This is a genomic window from Nitrospira sp., assembly GCA_024760545.1.
In the GTDB taxonomy this organism is placed as follows: domain Bacteria; phylum Nitrospirota; class Nitrospiria; order Nitrospirales; family Nitrospiraceae; genus Nitrospira_D.
In genome coordinates this window covers 3,042,679-3,058,009 of record CP060501.1, presented here as the reverse complement: position 1 = coordinate 3,058,009, position 15,331 = coordinate 3,042,679, and the positions used below count along the sequence as shown (strand labels likewise).

At 56.9% G+C, this 15,331-nt stretch carries 16 protein-coding genes and 1 other RNA gene; 9 read left to right on the top strand and 8 right to left on the bottom strand.

All coding sequences use genetic code 11. The features are described 5' to 3' along the window. Positions 1-13: 13 nt before the first annotated feature. Genes H8K03_14380 through H8K03_14365 form a run of 4 tightly spaced genes read left to right on the top strand, consistent with a single transcriptional unit; the run spans position 14 to position 4,178 of the window. On the top strand, positions 14-940 hold the full coding sequence (locus H8K03_14380) for a hypothetical protein (GenBank protein UVT18988.1): 927 nt from the start codon (positions 14-16) through the stop codon (positions 938-940). Next, on the top strand, positions 934-2,247 hold the full coding sequence (gene dnaB, locus H8K03_14375; protein ID UVT18987.1) for a replicative DNA helicase: 1,314 nt from the start codon (positions 934-936) through the stop codon (positions 2,245-2,247). The genes H8K03_14380 and dnaB overlap by 7 nt, the downstream gene beginning before the upstream one ends. 2 nt (positions 2,248-2,249) lie before the next feature. Beyond that, entirely contained in the window at positions 2,250-2,492 is a 243-nt protein-coding gene (locus tag H8K03_14370; GenBank protein UVT18986.1) for a hypothetical protein, read from the top strand. Continuing rightward, positions 2,493-4,178: a recombinase family protein gene (locus H8K03_14365; GenBank protein ID UVT18985.1), complete on the top strand. Its 1,686-nt coding sequence runs from the start codon at positions 2,493-2,495 to the stop codon at positions 4,176-4,178. Here H8K03_14365 and ssrA read toward each other — a convergent pair. From ssrA to H8K03_14345, 4 genes are all read right to left on the bottom strand, one after another. Next, positions 4,157-4,506, bottom strand: a transfer-messenger RNA (tmRNA) gene (ssrA, locus tag H8K03_14360). The genes H8K03_14365 and ssrA overlap by 22 nt on opposite strands. Positions 4,507-4,669: 163 nt before the next feature. After that, positions 4,670-5,914: an NnrS family protein gene (locus H8K03_14355; GenBank protein UVT18984.1), complete on the bottom strand. Its 1,245-nt coding sequence runs from the start codon at positions 5,912-5,914 to the stop codon at positions 4,670-4,672. A 162-nt stretch (positions 5,915-6,076) separates the two neighbouring features. After that, positions 6,077-7,033, bottom strand: a complete 957-nt coding sequence (locus H8K03_14350; GenBank protein UVT18983.1) for a tyrosinase family protein — start codon at positions 7,031-7,033, stop codon at positions 6,077-6,079. A 9-nt stretch (positions 7,034-7,042) separates the two neighbouring features. Next, complete coding sequence (locus H8K03_14345; GenBank protein ID UVT18982.1) at positions 7,043-7,420, bottom strand: hypothetical protein; 378 nt, start codon at positions 7,418-7,420, stop codon at positions 7,043-7,045. Positions 7,421-7,864: 444 nt separating this feature from the next. Between H8K03_14345 and H8K03_14340 the strand changes: the two genes are divergently transcribed. Further along, positions 7,865-8,086, top strand: coding sequence for a hypothetical protein (locus H8K03_14340; GenBank protein UVT18981.1), 222 nt, complete (start codon positions 7,865-7,867; stop codon positions 8,084-8,086). Positions 8,087-8,185: 99 nt separating this feature from the next. Here the strand turns inward: H8K03_14340 and H8K03_14335 are convergent, their stop codons facing one another. From H8K03_14335 to H8K03_14320, 4 genes are all read right to left on the bottom strand, one after another. Further along, positions 8,186-10,060: an ATP-dependent DNA helicase RecQ gene (locus H8K03_14335; protein ID UVT18980.1), complete on the bottom strand. Its 1,875-nt coding sequence runs from the start codon at positions 10,058-10,060 to the stop codon at positions 8,186-8,188. A 121-nt stretch (positions 10,061-10,181) separates the two neighbouring features. Next, positions 10,182-10,703: a hypothetical protein gene (locus H8K03_14330; GenBank protein ID UVT18979.1), complete on the bottom strand. Its 522-nt coding sequence runs from the start codon at positions 10,701-10,703 to the stop codon at positions 10,182-10,184. A 249-nt stretch (positions 10,704-10,952) separates the two neighbouring features. Continuing rightward, positions 10,953-11,369, bottom strand: coding sequence for a hypothetical protein (locus H8K03_14325; GenBank protein UVT18978.1), 417 nt, complete (start codon positions 11,367-11,369; stop codon positions 10,953-10,955). Beyond that, complete coding sequence (locus H8K03_14320) at positions 11,369-11,839, bottom strand: GNAT family N-acetyltransferase (protein UVT18977.1); 471 nt, start codon at positions 11,837-11,839, stop codon at positions 11,369-11,371. The genes H8K03_14325 and H8K03_14320 overlap by 1 nt, the downstream gene beginning before the upstream one ends. A gap of 325 nt (positions 11,840-12,164) precedes the next feature. Between H8K03_14320 and H8K03_14315 the strand changes: the two genes are divergently transcribed. The 4 genes from H8K03_14315 to H8K03_14300 all read left to right on the top strand — a co-directional run bounded on the left by H8K03_14315 (position 12,165) and on the right by H8K03_14300 (position 15,331). After that, positions 12,165-12,458 carry a hypothetical protein gene (locus tag H8K03_14315; GenBank protein UVT18976.1) on the top strand — a complete coding sequence of 98 codons (294 nt, stop codon included), beginning with the start codon at positions 12,165-12,167 and terminating at the stop codon, positions 12,456-12,458. Between the two features lie 443 nt (positions 12,459-12,901). Beyond that, on the top strand, positions 12,902-13,072 hold the full coding sequence (locus tag H8K03_14310) for a hypothetical protein (protein UVT18975.1): 171 nt from the start codon (positions 12,902-12,904) through the stop codon (positions 13,070-13,072). Positions 13,073-13,346: 274 nt separating this feature from the next. Continuing rightward, a complete protein-coding gene (gene hflK / locus H8K03_14305) occupies positions 13,347-14,474 on the top strand; it encodes an FtsH protease activity modulator HflK (protein UVT18974.1) in 1,128 nt (375 codons plus the stop codon). Beyond that, complete coding sequence (locus tag H8K03_14300; GenBank protein ID UVT18973.1) at positions 14,471-15,331, top strand: protease modulator HflC; 861 nt, start codon at positions 14,471-14,473, stop codon at positions 15,329-15,331. Before hflK ends, H8K03_14300 begins: the two co-directional genes overlap by 4 nt.

Below are 15,331 nucleotides of genomic sequence, written 5' to 3'. Positions count from 1 at the left end.
ATGAGGATCTGACATGGCGTCACGCTATCGAAAAATAGACCCCCGTATCTGGACCGATGAAAAGTTCAGACTGCTCAAGGCCGAAGAACAGCGCATTGCCCTCTACATCCTCACTGCCCAGTCCAATCGGATCGGGCTCTTTACCTTTTCCCCCGGGAAGGCGTGCGAGGATCTTGGAACGTTACTCCTAACGTTCCGCAAAGGTTTCGTGAAGGTCTGTCAGACCCTGCATTGGGAGTGGGACCTCGACACCCGTGTAATCTACCTCCCAACGTGGTGGAGGTATAACCAACCGGAGAACGCGAACAACGTTATCGGCAACCTGAAAGATCTCGACGATCTCCCTGAAACTCCTCTCCTAGAGCGGTTTTCAACCAATACGGCCTACCTTCCTGAAAGCCTCATTGAAACGTTTACCCAAACGTTAGCGAAACGTTCCCACCAACGTTCCCCCAAACGTTCGCCATCTCAGGAGCAAGAGCAGGAACAGGAGCAAGAGCAGGATGTGCCGCCGGCGGTTGATCACGAGTTTGAGGAATTTTGGAAGACCTACCCCATGAGGAACGGAAAGCGTCTAGGACGGGCCGAGGCCGAGCGTAAGTGGAACCGCCTGAGGGCTGACGATCGCAAGTTGGTGCTGATTGCCGTTCGGCATTACGCGAGCAGTGAGCTGGTGACGAAAGGCATCGGCATCCAGGACCCCCACCGGTGGTTGAAGAATGGAAAAGGCGATGAACCTTGGCGGGAATGGATCGAACCAGAGCAAGCAAGGCTGACCAACGGCCATGCCCCCCTGACCTGCAGCAAACGTATCCAGAAAGGCGAATTTCTGAAACCATGCGGAGCGCCGGTGGATCCTCGTTGCCGACCCAACGAACCACGCTGTTCCGAACACCTCATGCCCCTGACACATGCCGAAGGAGCTGCCGCCACATGCTAACCGAGACACCGAGACTTCAACCGCACGATCTCGAGACAGAACAAGCCATCCTCGGCGCCGTACTGCTTGATGCGGCCGCTCTGGCGCCGGCTCAGGAGATCCTGACACCCGGAGACTTCTACGACAGCCGGCATCAACGAATCTTTCAGGTCATGAGTGAACTGACCCAGTGTGGGGAACCAGTGGACTTGCTGACCGTCGGGGACGCACTCGACAGAAGACAGGAGCTCTCAAAAATCGGCGGACGCGGAGCTCTCGCCGAACTCCTCACCGTCACGGCCTCAGCCGCCAACATCGCGTATCACTGCCGAATAGTGCGAGATCAAGCAACCCGTCGACGGTTAATTGCCCTAGCCGCGGAGATCAACCAGCGCGCTTACAACAAGGACGCACTCGAGCCTCTCCTGCGAGCGGCGGAACGGGTGCTATTCCAAGCTGGCGCTTCCGATCGCACCTGGTGCTCCCTTGGCGAGCTGACCCACGAAACGGCGGACTACGTTGACAGGGTGCACAAGCAGAAAGACAAGCTCATCGGCATTCCGTCAGGGTTTGCCGCGATCGATTCATTGCTCGGGGGATGGCAGCGTTCCGACCTCGTGATCATCGCGGCCCGCACCAGCATGGGCAAAACCAGCTTCGTCCTGGGTTCAGCCCTTGCCGCGGCTCAATCGGGGTTTCATGTCGGTGTGTTGTCCCTCGAGATGTCTCGGTTGCAGGTTGGGCTTCGGCTTCATGGGATGGGAGCCCCGATCGATGTCCATGCCCTCAAGACTGGATCGCTGACCTCGGAGGGGTGGTGGCTCTTCGCCAATACCGCCCAGCAATTCGAACACCTCCCCTTCTGGATCGATGATTCTTCGGTGCTCACCGTGGAGCAGGTGGCCGCCAAAGACCGACACCTGAAAGCAACGAAGGGTCTGGATCTGCTGATCGTCGATTACCTGCAACTCCTCTCGCTTGCGAAGGCCGAGACGCGGCAGCAAGGCATTGCCGATGCCTCACGGCGGCTCAAGCTACTGGCGAAGGAACTGGATATCCCTGTCCTCGCGCTCTCCCAACTGTCTCGAGAGTGCGAACGACGAGACGACAAGCGCCCCATGCTCTCCGACCTTCGCGATTCTGGCGCCATCGAGCAGGATGCCGACCTCGTGCTGTTTCTGTACCGACACGAAGTGTATGTGCGGGACACTGAGGAGAAGGGGGTCGCCGAGGTTCTTATCCGGAAGCATCGCAATGGGCCCGTCGGCGATCGGCGCCTGCGGTTTGTGGATCGATATGCACGGTTCGAGGATTTAGGGATCGAGTGATTATGCTCACTGTATCGACTCCTGCACGTGCTTCGGGTATTGCTGAGGGGCAAGGGTCCGGCCTCCGGCGAGGCCTGGGTTCGGAGACTTGGCCACCCGATGTCTTTAACGCCGTGGTAGAGCTGCTCTCCGAGATCCTCGTGCAGGAATACCAGTCGGTCCACACCACGGGTCCTGCTCCGGGCTTGACATTCGCTGAGGTTCAGCGGCATCGTCCGGGTTCACCAGAGGTCGTCGAGGCGTAAATGCAGGCAGCTGTGTACGCGAGAAAATCCACGGAACAGACCGGCGTAGCCGCCGAGGCCCGCTCAGTCACTCGCCAGATCGAAAACGCCAAGGCCTACGCCGAGAAGAAGGGTTGGACGGTCTCCGACAATCATGTGTTCGTCGATGACGGGGTCAGCGGCGCCGAATTTGTGAAACGGCCCGGATTCTTGCGGCTCATGAACGCCCTCAAGCCCCACGCACCCTTTCAGGTCTTGGTCATGTCCGAGGAATCGCGGCTCGGCCGTGAAGCCATCCAGGTCGGCTATGCCTTCAAGCAGATTGTCGATGCAGGGGTGCAGGTCTTCTTCTATCTCACCGACCAGGAACGGAAGCTTGATAGCGCCACAGACAAGATGCTGCTGGCGCTCACGAACTTCGCCTCCGAGTTTGAACGTGAGAAAGCGAGCCAACGCACTCACGATGCCATGTTGCGCAAGGCCAAAAGCCTTTATGTGACCGGCAATAAAATCTATGGCTACGACAATTTCCCGGTCTATGGCACGGATCGGAATGCGGATGGAACTCTCAGACGCCAGCATGTGGTCCGCAAGATCAATTCTGAGCAATCGCCGGTCGTGGTTCAGATTTTCGAGCGCTATGCGTCCGGGTTTGGCTTGGCCGCCATTGCGAAGAGTCTCAATGAGGATCGTGTTGCCCCACCCATGGGCGGACCTCTGGGGTGGTGTCCAACGGCTATCCGGGAACTTCTTCGGCGGGACCTCTATCGGGGCATCGTGTGGTGGAACCGAACACAGACGATCCAACGCGGTGGCACGAGGAAGCGGCGCCAACGTCCAGAATCAGACTGGATTCGCCTTGAAGCGCCTGAACTGCGTATCGTCTCGGATGTGTTGTGGGAACAGGTTGAAGCCAGGCGAAGAAAGAACGCAGCCGCCTACCAACGTGAAGCGCAAGGAAGGCTCGTGGCCCGTCCCACCGGCGAGGACCAGCACAGCGCCTATCTCTTGAGCAGCATCGCCAAGTGTGTGACGTGCGGCGGATCCATCGTAGCTATCAAGAAGGGGCCCCAGGGTCAGTCCGGAAAGACCGTTTACCGGTGTTCGTATTATCATAAGCGCGGCCCTGCGATCTGTACGAATGCGGTCTCAATCCGTCAAGACCTGCTTGATTCCGCCATCCTACACGCCATGAACGAGGCCATTGATGATCGGGTCCTCACAGCCTCCGTCGCCCGGGCATTAGAGAAGCTTCGAGCCAAACAAGATCGCTTTCCCGACCAGCACACGGCCCTACTCCGCGAGCTGTCTCTGATCGAGACTCGCCTTCACCACCTGGTGGAATTAGTCGCAACCGGCCAGGGAACTCCGACCGTCGTGCACTCCCTTCATCGCGAGGAGGCACGGAAGCTCGCACTCACCAAGGAACTTGAGCATCTTCAAGAGCTAGCCACCACCCTCTCTCTGGATCAAAAGCGGCTTACGAAGCGCTTACAGGAGGAGCTGGGCAGTCTCCCGTCGTTATTCGGGCGACATGTCGATCTTTCCCGCCAGATGCTCCGAAAGCTCCTGGATGGGCATATTCTGTGTGAGCCAATACTGGAGGAGGGGAAGCCCGGCTACCGCTTCACGGCAACCGGGACATTCGATCGCTTGTTGACCGGCGCGAGCCTGATCAACCGTGGTGGTGGAGGCGAGGGGAGTTGAACCCCTGTCCGAAGATCGTCAGTGCACTGCGTCTACATGTGTAGCCGACAATTTAAGTTTCGCAGCCATCCACGCCTATCGGCAAGCTTAGAACAGCCGCTAGCCCAGAAAGTTCTCATCCTCGGCCGCTGAGCACCGGCTTGGGACCAGCCCGCTGCATCGCGCCATTCCACCCCCGCGGGCCTCAGATGGAACGACGTCTCAGCCTAAATTAGGCTGCGAGTGCCAGTTCTTGATTGGCAGTTGCATTTTCCCGGAGGGTTACGAGTCCCCGAGAGCTCGACATGCGACAGTGACCTCAGTATCCCCGTCGAAACCGGTCGCCCCCTTTCGTGTACTTTGTGAAGCGTTACCACTCGTCATTCGTGAAGCGCAAAACACCAACGGACTTCATGCGAGATACGCTTCACGTTTCACGAACGACGTGCGTTATAGATACTAATGATACCGCACAGGTCAATGGGACGCCAGTCGTTCTTCTTGTGAAACCCCTACTCATCCAGGCTCGGCCGGACAAGGAAGGGGCCATAATGAAGGGCAAAGAGAAGATATGCTCCACCCCAGCTAAGCGCCGACAAGCCCATCATTGCATGGGTCAGCGCCGTGGGAGTGTCGGGGTTCGGAGCAAAGATGCGGAGCAAGGCCCCGAGATTGATCATCAGGTAGATCGCGACGGTGAGCCGATCGGCATGTCGTGGTCGTCCCGTGTGGCCAAGGCTTGCTCGGGTCATCACCGCCAACGTCATCGTGCCCATCGCCCCGGTGGTGAGAAGATGGACCGCGTTGGCAGTTGACAACCCAAGCCCCAGAATCGATGCGCCAAGGACTACCAAAAACAGTCCCACCCATCCGTAGCCTACGTGGAGAATCAACACCAATGGCTCTGGCCAGGTCTTCCACCCGGTCCAGCGCAGCAATCGCCCCAGACTCGCCATCCCAGCCACGATGAGCATGACTCCTGCCAAGAGGCTCTCCGGCTGAATAATCCAGGTGACGGCACCCGCGAGCACCAGGGCGATCGCAATCCCATCCACCGGAGTAAACACCTCCGGCAGCTCGGATATGTTGCGTTCACTCAAGAACTCGCGCGTGAAGGTGGGCGTGAGACGTCCGCCGATGATCGTCAACATCAGCGTCATGACCGACAGGGCGAGACGCTCAGGAAAATCCGTGGGCGCGGCGCGCAATGCCGATAGGTGGAAGAGGATATTGGCACAGGCATAGAAACTCACCAACACCCCGATCGGCGCGCGATCCCACGTTCGCGCGGCAACAATCTCCCGCCACACGTAGGCGGCCAGCGCGACCAGAAAGGCTCCGTCAACCGCTGCAGCTATAGACGCACCCGCCCACGGGAACACGATCAGCAGTCGCCCTCCCAGCCACAGCAGGAACAGCATGAGCAACGGCACGCCCCTGAGCGGCATACGGTCGGTCCAGTTGGGCATAGCCGTCAACAAAAATCCCGCGATCAACGCCGGCAGATACCCGAACAGCATCTCGTGGACGTGCCATTCGCGCGGAGGATAGAGAAAATCCACCTGCACCCGGCCCGCGAACAGAGCGACCCAGGCCAGGACAGCGAGACCGGCAAACAGCGCCGCTCCCAGAAAGAAGGGTCGAAACCCGTACGACAAGAACGCCGGCCCGTCGTAGGGCGGAAATGTCGGTTTCTCGTCCCCTTGAGCCGCGGGCACCACTGGTTGACTGGCGATTGGAATTTCTTTCGATGACATCCTAAAAGGGATTCTCGACGGTGGGTCGGAAGCTTGTCAACTCAAAGGAGATGATACGTGACGGTCCGACAGAGAATGGGCTTACTATCTGATAGACACGAGGGCTACTTAGCTAAGAGTGCCGCTCCTTAAAAGAATCGCGGTAGAGCGCTGTGCTTCCCACTACACTTCAATCGAGTCATAGACATAAATAGACCGTACATCGAGCATGTCGGCCGGTGTCATCGGTGCCGAGATTAACGAAGACATCTCATCGTTGATCCGATGTCCTTGTAAGAAGGCCGGTGCGCTCTGGAGTGGACGGTACGTTCGTCCATGCTCAGTCAGCCAGGCCTCCCACAGACGATCGATATTGCAGTGATTCATATAGAAGACGGGGTCATTGGGCGAGGTAGACGGCAACATGTCCCCGCCAACCCACACGTGTACGCGATTATGCAAAGCCGGCGCATCGGGCGGTGCCCATCCTTCAGATCGATTACGGAACCCCGCCGAGGTGGTGTCCCAATTTGGCGTGTCATATGGCGTCAACGCGAGCACACCTTCCGTGTCGGTTTTGTCGGGTAGAGTTTGAATAAACGAGCCCAGCGCGCGAGACAATCCCCGATTGCTCTGCGCCAGCTGTCCGTTTTCATCCGCTTCGATTCGCACGCGAAAACTGGTAGGGTTCCCGGACCTAAACCGGAAGGGTCCGGTCCGCACGGGAGTACCCGTCCCTCCCATTGCACTGGCTCGCCAAACTCGTGATCGTCGCTGCTGCGCTGCCGTGCGCTGTCCATCGGTGGCCCAATCCCAGTAGGGCAAACCGAACGTCGCGTCGTTTAACACCCGTTGAAGATTGAGCTCCAGCTGAATCAGCATGAAGCGATGCCAGGGGAAAAACACGGGGCCGCGGTGAGCGGCATTTCGATCCCCTTGGTCCGGCGGCGTCATCGTCATCATGGCCGTGTGATGCCACACCACAAAGAGGTCATATGTGCTCACAGGTGTCGACGGACCGGGGATACCCAGACTCGAGGTTGTCGGTCCGGGAAACTCTTGTTTCAGAAGATTGACCCCTCGCGCGTACTGTTGTCTAGCCACGGCATTCGTCAACAGATTGGGTCGCGTGACAGCCATCGTAACCTCCTAGCGGTGAGCGTGTTTCGCCCCATGCATGCCGCCTTGCTTCTTGGGCTTGGCTTTCTTTGGGAAGCGGTCCGGGAACACAGCGATAATGGCTTTCACCATATCAACCGCCGAAGCGAAGGACAGATTGGGCACCGGGTGATAGTGAACATGGCCGTCATTGGTTACCCCCAAATGCCCCATCACCGGTCGTCCATCCACTTCGATGGCATATCGTGTCTTCACAACGATGTGATGCCCTCGATACTCGGCCGTCCGCACGGATTCAGCCCTGTGGTGAGGCAACCGCTGCGTCTGCTTCACGCGGCCGGCATTCTTGGTCACATAGGAGTGAATCGATTTGGTAGTGGGTCGCTCTATTTCGCGTCGCTTAGCCATAAGAGGTCTCCTCTGGCGGCTGTGAAGTACATGACTCCCCCGTGCCGGTTCATATCATTAGCATCTTCCGTTGGGTGGCTCCAACCACAAAACTTCGTTGCCGGACAGTGGGCGGAATTCACGCAGAATCGGTGTTGCCCTTCGCGAAGCGTAATAGCTGTATCGTTTTGTTCCTCCGTGCGTATCGCTCGAGATACCATCCGCGATTGAAATCCATTTCTGGAACTCATGCGTAGAAGAGAAAGCGAGCTCCACAGACTGGTCTGCAAGCGCCTACTGGAGCCTGCTGGAAGGCCGCAAGGCATAACGGGACGATGGAAGGGAAATGGCTCGTGAAGCTGTGCCTTACTCTGGCACCAGCATTGCTTATTTCCTGAGCAGATGAAGGCATGGATCGCGGGTAGGGGCACCGGTTCTCAACGATTCAGCAAGGAGGGAGTTCCCATGAAATGCACAAGGTGCTGCGGGCTGATGATCGTGGATCATCTACTGGACATGCAAGAAAGCTATCTGCCGATGTGGATGCGGGCACACCGGTGTGTCACGTGCGGCAATATCGTTGATCCAGTGATCCAGCACAACCGTATGGTTCGGCGCGCACAGAGAGCCGAGCGGCTTGCATCACGGTTAGCACGTACGGCAGCTCAACCGGCACAGGCAGCGTAATGAGTGGTCGAACGACTTGTCGACCCGAAGCAAGTTGTCCACCAAGACCCATGCGGGCAAGGCAGGTTGCGCGTGAGACCGAGAGCCGATCGTCGATGGCTATTGATCGCCGTTGACCACATTCAACACTCGCCGGCCATACCGTTCTGCCTTCGCGTCGCCGATGCCGGGAATCTCCAACAAGGCGGCATGCGTCACGGGCTTGGAACCGGCAATAGCCTTCAACGTTTTGTCGTGAAAAATGACAAACGGGGCAACGCCCTCTTCCTCGGCAAGTTCGGTGCGGAGCTGTCTGAGCCGTTCGAAGAGCTGTGGATCCGGCGGGATAGAGGCGGCATACACGCGACTCTGCTTCTTCACCGATAAATCGGACTGATGTTCCTCTCCCTGTGTGAAGATCACGGTGCGAAACCCTTGCAGAACCTCTCGCCCAGTGCGCGTCACATCGAGAGTGGGATACTCCGTGCCTTCGACCTGAAGATACCCTGAGTCGATGAGGCCCTTCACCAAGCCGGTCAGAGACAGCTTCGTCTGTGCTCGACAAGTCCCATATGTCGGACAGGCTTCTGCACCGTAGGCCAGCAGCACTTTTGAACGGCTTCCACGAAGAATGTCGACGATTCGATTCATGCCGAACCGTCCCATACACCAGGATACGGTTTCCAAGATCGCCTTCTCGGAAACGGCAGGATCGTGAGTAATCGTCCGGCCCTGTTGCCGCAGCGGTGCGACACACCGATCACACAGGCTGCAAGGGCCCAAGGCCAGCTCGGCTTCATCGCTGAAGTACTCAAGAATCGCGAGCTGCCGGCAAGTCGATACCGATACATATCCCAGCATTTCTTGAAGGAGCGTCCTCATTCGCCCGGCACGTTCAACGCCTTCAGGATCTCGTGACGCCTGCTCAATGAAGTATTCCTGCGTGGCCAGATCACGCTCGTGGAAAAGCAACACACAGGCAGCGGGACGTCCGTCGCGACCGGCACGCCCGACCTCTTGATAATAGGCTTCCACACTCCCTGGAATGTCGAAATGCACGACCAATCGGACGTCCGACTTATCGATGCCCATGCCGAAGGCATTCGTCGCGGCCAAAATCCTCAGCCTCCCCCGGCGAAAATCGTCATGGACGAGTCGCCGTTCCTCATCCGAAAGACCGGCATGATAGTAGCCGACCGAAGGGTGAGATTGTCCCAGCCATGCCGCAACCTCCTCTACCGCCTTGCGGGTGGCGCAATAGACGAGGATCGTGCCCTTCTCCGTCTCGCGAACCAAGCGTTCCAGCGTCGTCAGTTTTTCCCCCCGTGACTGACAGAGGTGGACGGACAAGGCAAGATTGGCCCGGCGAAAACCTGCGACCAAACGGAATGGATCGCGGAGCGACAGCCGCTGGCAGAGATCCGTTTGCACTCGAGTGGTGGCCGTAGCAGTCAGCGCCAGACAGGGAGGATTTGTAAGTTGCCGGCGTAAGTGACCGATCTTGAGATAATCAGGCCTGAAATCATGGCCCCATTGGGAAATGCAGTGCGCTTCGTCGACCACCAGTAATGAAACCCAGAGAGAACGCAACAGTTGGAGAAACCCCTCATGCTGCATCCGTTCCGGCGCCAGATAGAGCAGCTGAAGCCGCCGCTGCTGGAGATCCTGCATCACGCGGTTCTTTTCAAACCCGGTGAGGCCGGAGTGAAACGCCGCCGCAGCAATCTTCCGCTGCTTCATGGCAGTCACTTGATCTTGCATCAACGCGATGAGCGGAGAAATCACCAGCGTCAGCCCCGGCAAGAGGGTCGCCGGTAATTGATAGCAGAGCGACTTTCCCTGTCCGGTCGGCATGACTGCCATCGCATCTCGCCCAGCCAACACCTCGCGAATGACTTCTTCCTGGCCTGGCCGAAACGTCGCAAAACCGAATCGTTCGCTGAGCTGTCGAGTCAGATCATCCACGGTGAGGTGAACTGGAGCGATTTTTCCCATGGTGCTTAGGTTGGATCATCCAAGCACTCCCGCTTATCCATGTAGAATCGTCGCTAGGCTAGGCACGCCGGGGGAAGGAGTCAAGAGACGTGTGCGTAAGCGGACTTGGTTATGGAAACTGTCAGGCCGCCAGTGAACCGGAAGGAGAACTCTGGTCCATCGCCGTGCTCGGTGCGTCGAGTCGCCCGCCCTTTGGTAGACAGGTGCTTACTTTGTACAGAATCAGGGCTCTCAAATCTTCATCAATGTAAGAGAGCGCCTCTCGTACCCCGACGGCATCACCGTCCTCAGCCAAGTGGGCGGCAATTCCGATGAGCGGCAATACGCCATACTGACCCATGGCCTGCGCGATCTCGATGGCTCCTGATCGGTCCCCGGCCTTGACGAAGACTTGAGGAAGCTCAAGGTAGAAGTGGCTTGCCAACAACGACGGATCGGGACATGAGAGGATTGTGTCCTTGACGGCCTGCACGTCCCCGCGTTCCGATTGGATGAACAGCATCATTTGCCAGACTTCCCGCAGATACCGTCTGTCGACCATTCCACTGACGGTGTGTCGCGCGCCAACGGTATCGCCCGCCAATGCTTGTCTGATCGCGTGGTTCTTCAACTGTTCATCCGTGAGTGTTTGGGTTGGCATCATGTCTGGGCTCCTCTCTACAGTCGATTGGAGTATCAAATCGGAACGTTTCCGAACGCCTGGGTGAAAATGTATCGGTGAAAGCGGTTCTTGTCGACATTTTCACGCCAAATTGACAGCCCCATCCGCCGCGCAATCTGCAGACCAGTCCAACGATGCGCCATCCATTGAACGTGTCGGCCGGTTTCCTTGGAAGACGATGCAGAACTGGAGTCTATCTGCGAGCAATGAAGCGGAAAGGATAGGACGAAATCACGAAAACTCCTTCACTGCAAGAAACCATCTCGGCTTCATGCGGCCGAAATCCGTCCGGACATGGCGTGTGAGACTCGGACCCGAATCCAGCACGTAGGCCCTGCCGGGATCTCGGACAAAGACCACCCAATGCCAGTATGCTCGCCCTCTCATCCGATGCCACTTGATTGCCAAGAGCGCTCGACTCGGCAGCGCTTCCCACGAAACAAACGGCAGCACTCTTGACGACGCGTGACGCCGATAGTACTTGAGGAGCCGACGCACATACGCCGTCTCCGACCACAAGCGGCTGTCCGCCGCAGAGATGCCCATCCGGTTGGCCACACGCTTTGCGGCGCCATAACTCACGCCGGAGAGCGCCGCGACACTGGCGATGCCGCAGCCGGTTTGTTCCCGTTGGATCACCGGCTTCATCACAGCTCCAATTTCAACTTGCGCCCACCGGAGAGGGTGAAGTGGTTCCGTTGATAGAAGCTCAGCGTCCGATCGAAGTGCGGTAACGGAGGAGTGGTGACTTCGAGACGTGTCCATCCTCGTTGCCGGCCAATTCTTTGAGCTTCGGCAAGTAGTGCTGATCCAATCCCATGCGAACGGTACGCCGACCGGACATAGAATTCCGGGATCGTTCCATACACACCTCCGGTGTACAGCGCATAACTTTCATAGAGAGCAAGCACTCCAACCGGCTTGTCTTCCGCCCGCGCGAGCAACACGGTGTACAGTCCCTCCGCCATCCAGGAGCGTGCTCGACCGACAGTCTCGGCAACATCGAAATCAAAACTCTTGTCGCTCACGAGGGCCATGATCTCATGCAACAGTTCCCCCACCATCGTCGCAATGGCCTCCGCGTCATCAGCTTCTGCAAGCGCCAGTTGAAATGTCATAAATACTCAAGACGGAGGCTACTCGGCGGGCGTGGCCCAGTCAACGAGGATATGCAGTCGTGGATTCATCTTCACGGAGGATCAGGTACGGGTTGTCTAGATACTGGTTTGTTGGCGGTAATTGTCAATCGGGTTGTACTTGCCTCAGATCAAAAGTGTGTTCCCGGGTGAGCATCATGACTAAGGGCGAAGGCCTTCACAGATTGTGCTGGGGACTGCCGACTTAACCCATTGGCTTTCTTGACACTTTTCGCAGGCGGCCGTCCCCGCTGTTTCTTTCCTCTCTTCACTTGCGCACCTGAAAACTCCAGATATACTTTCCCTCATGCATTCCACTAAATACATCATCTTGCAGGAACAAAACGGGTGGCGCGGGTATCTGGAGGGCTATCCAGAGTTTGAAGCGCATGGTAACTCGTTCGAGGAGCTGCAGTTCAAGCTGTGGCAACTGCATCAAGAGCTCACCGCCCGGGAGCAAGAACAGGACCAATACCAGCAGAGTGAGTACAACCAGCATCACAGTCACACCCCCACGATGTCCCGTCCGATGTCGCGCGCCCAGATCAAGCGCCGAGCACGGGTTGAACAGCTCCTGTCCACGATGATCAGCAATCACTGAGCGCAACCGGCCTTCGTCAAGCATACGCCGCCAACCCCGAAAACCGCATGAATCGACCGTAGGGCTACATCGCTGTCCCAATTCAATGGCCCAGCGACTTAGATTCAGGTCTTTTTTGTGAGTTCCTAAGGTGTTTCCCTATCCAGAATGAAGCGAGACCGGCCGATAATAGTACGAGAAGCGGATGCGGAAGACAGCATTGACGCAGCAGCGGGGATCATAAGTTGAACGGGCTTCGGGCTTTCACCAGTTCAGAAACACCAGCGTTCTTATTAGAATACTGTGCAAGAGGCAATTCTCAAAAAGTTACTGAACAGGACGTCCCTAGGCGGGCTTCGAGGCGATTGTTGACTTGTATACAATCTTGTGTTCGAATTCATGAGTGGTTTGAGGGACGGGTGCGTGTTTTGGTGTGTTGCCACAATCTATATTAGGGGTGCCCCATGCAGGCGATTAAATATTTCTATCTGGAAAATGAAAAGCAGTGGCTGGCCTATCTGCCGAACTTTCCCGACCACTGGGTGCAAGGAGAGACCTTTGAAGCCCTGCAAGTGAATCTTTACCGTCTGAACTTTGACCTGACCCTGCTGGAGGCTTTAGGGAAGGTTTTCTGAGCCCTGCTTGACCACGCGAAACAAACGACTGCCTCTTCAAGTCTCTTCTCGGTATTTCGATATCAATCTATCGTTCCAGGTCCCCAGTTACTTGGAGGCGCACTGGACCTCCCTCCTTTACCCGCCATGGGAATCACGGTGTGATATGCGGCTATATTCTCTCCGATAGTGTTCAGCTTCTTGTATTCATGCCTTGGCACCTTGTCACAGTAGCCGCACTCTGTTAATGTGTGGGACCGTTTCCTGTTATTCATTGGATTTCAAACATCTCTGAATGGTCTGGGACCCAAAAGATCCTTGGGGTAAAAAGGCTGATCCGCTTGAGGAAGCATTCAAGCAGGCCCAATCGCAATTCAAGGATCTGTTTCCTCCCGGCAAGTTGAAGAGCCTCCTACCCTCGGGCGGAATGTGGAACCTCGTCCTCGCCGCCTTGATGATTCTGCTGGTCTGGCAGAGTGTGTTCATCATCGCTCCCGACGAAGAAGGTGTCGTGAAACGGTTCGGTGTGCCGGTCCGCGCGGTTGAGCCCGGTCCTCACTTCAAGATTCCTCTCGTTGAAACCGTCCTCCAGCCGAAAGTCGCTAAACTCTATCGTGTGGAGGTCGGCTTCCGGACCAACCAGCAAGGCCGCCAGCAGATGGTGCCTCAGGAAGCCCTGATGCTCACCGGCGATATGAACATCCTCGCCATCGAGTTCATCGTCCAATATAAGATTAAGGAAGCTCGCGACTTCTTGTTCAATGTAGCGGATATCCATGAAACGATCGGCAAGGCGGCTGAAGCCTCGATGCGGGAAGTGGTCGGCAAGAGCAAGATCGATGAAGCCCTGACCACCGGGAAAGCGGTGATTCAGCAAGACACCTTGACGTTGCTCCAACTGATCCTCGATCAGTACCGCTCCGGCGTGCAGATTGCCGCCGTGCAACTTCAAGACGTCGGTCCTCCGGAAGCGGTCGCCGCCGCCTTCAAAGACGTGACGAACGCCAAAGAAGACCGTGAAAAGCTCATCAATCAAGCCCAAGGATACCGAAACGACATCATCCCGAGGGCGAAAGGTGAAGCCGCTGAACTGGTCAACCGAGCAAAGGGGTTTGCGCAGGCCCGACTCAATCGTGCCCAGGGAGAGACGAACCGTTTCCTCGCGACCTTGAAGGAGTACAACCAAGCGAAGGACGTGATCAGCAAACGGATCTATATCGAAACGATGGAAGAAATTCTGCCGAACATGGAGAAGATCATTATCGACGGAAAAGGCGGTGAGCGTTTGCTGCCGTATCTTCCCTTAGACCGTCACTCCAGACCTGCGTCCACGGCCGGCGTCAAGTCAGGTTCACAACCGGAGATTGAGGAGTCTCGGCCTGAGCCATCTCCTAGCTTAAAATCTCGGGGTACCAGACCATGACGAAACAGGGATTGGCGATCACAGTCCTGGCCGCGATTGTCGCGTTGTTTGTGCTTGGCGCGTCTCCGATCTTCGTCGTGGACGTCATCCAGACGGCCATCGTCGTGCAACTCGGAAAACCCGTGCGCAATATCACCGAACCCGGACTCTACATGAAAATGCCGTTCGTCCAGGAGGTGACGTACTTCGAAAAACGACTGTTGGACTACGATTCGAATGCGCAGGATGTCATTACCCAGGACAAGAAGACCTTGTTGCTGGACAACTTCGCCAAATGGCGGATCACAGATCCGTTGAAGGTCTATCAGGCATTCCAAAGCCAGCGGGGCGCCCTCCAACGGTTGCACGATATCATCTATTCCGAGCTCCGCGTCGAACTGGGCCGCCACGAGTTGCTTGAAATCGTCTCGAGCACGAGGGCCGAGATCATGCGGGTGGTCACCGAACGCGCGAATGAAAAGGCCTCGGCGTACGGTATCGAGATCCAGGATGTGCGGATCAAGCGGGCCGATTTGCCCGAACAGAACGAAAAAGCGGTCTTCGCGCGTATGCAAGCGGAGCGAGAACGGCAGGCCAAACAGTATCGAGCGGAAGGAGCCGAGGAAGCCCAGAAAATCAGGTCAGAAGCCGAAAAAGACCGGGAAATTATCCTCGCCCAAGCCTATAAAGAATCTGAGGAACTCCGCGGCAGCGGTGATGCTAAAGCGTTTCGGACCTATGCCGATGCGTACAGACAGGACCAGAAGTTTTTCGAGTTTACCCGTTCCATGGAAGCCTACAAGTCCGCCTTCAAAGAAGGTTCCACCTTGGTGATGAGCCCGGATTCAGAATTCTTCCGCTACTTGAAACAACGCTGA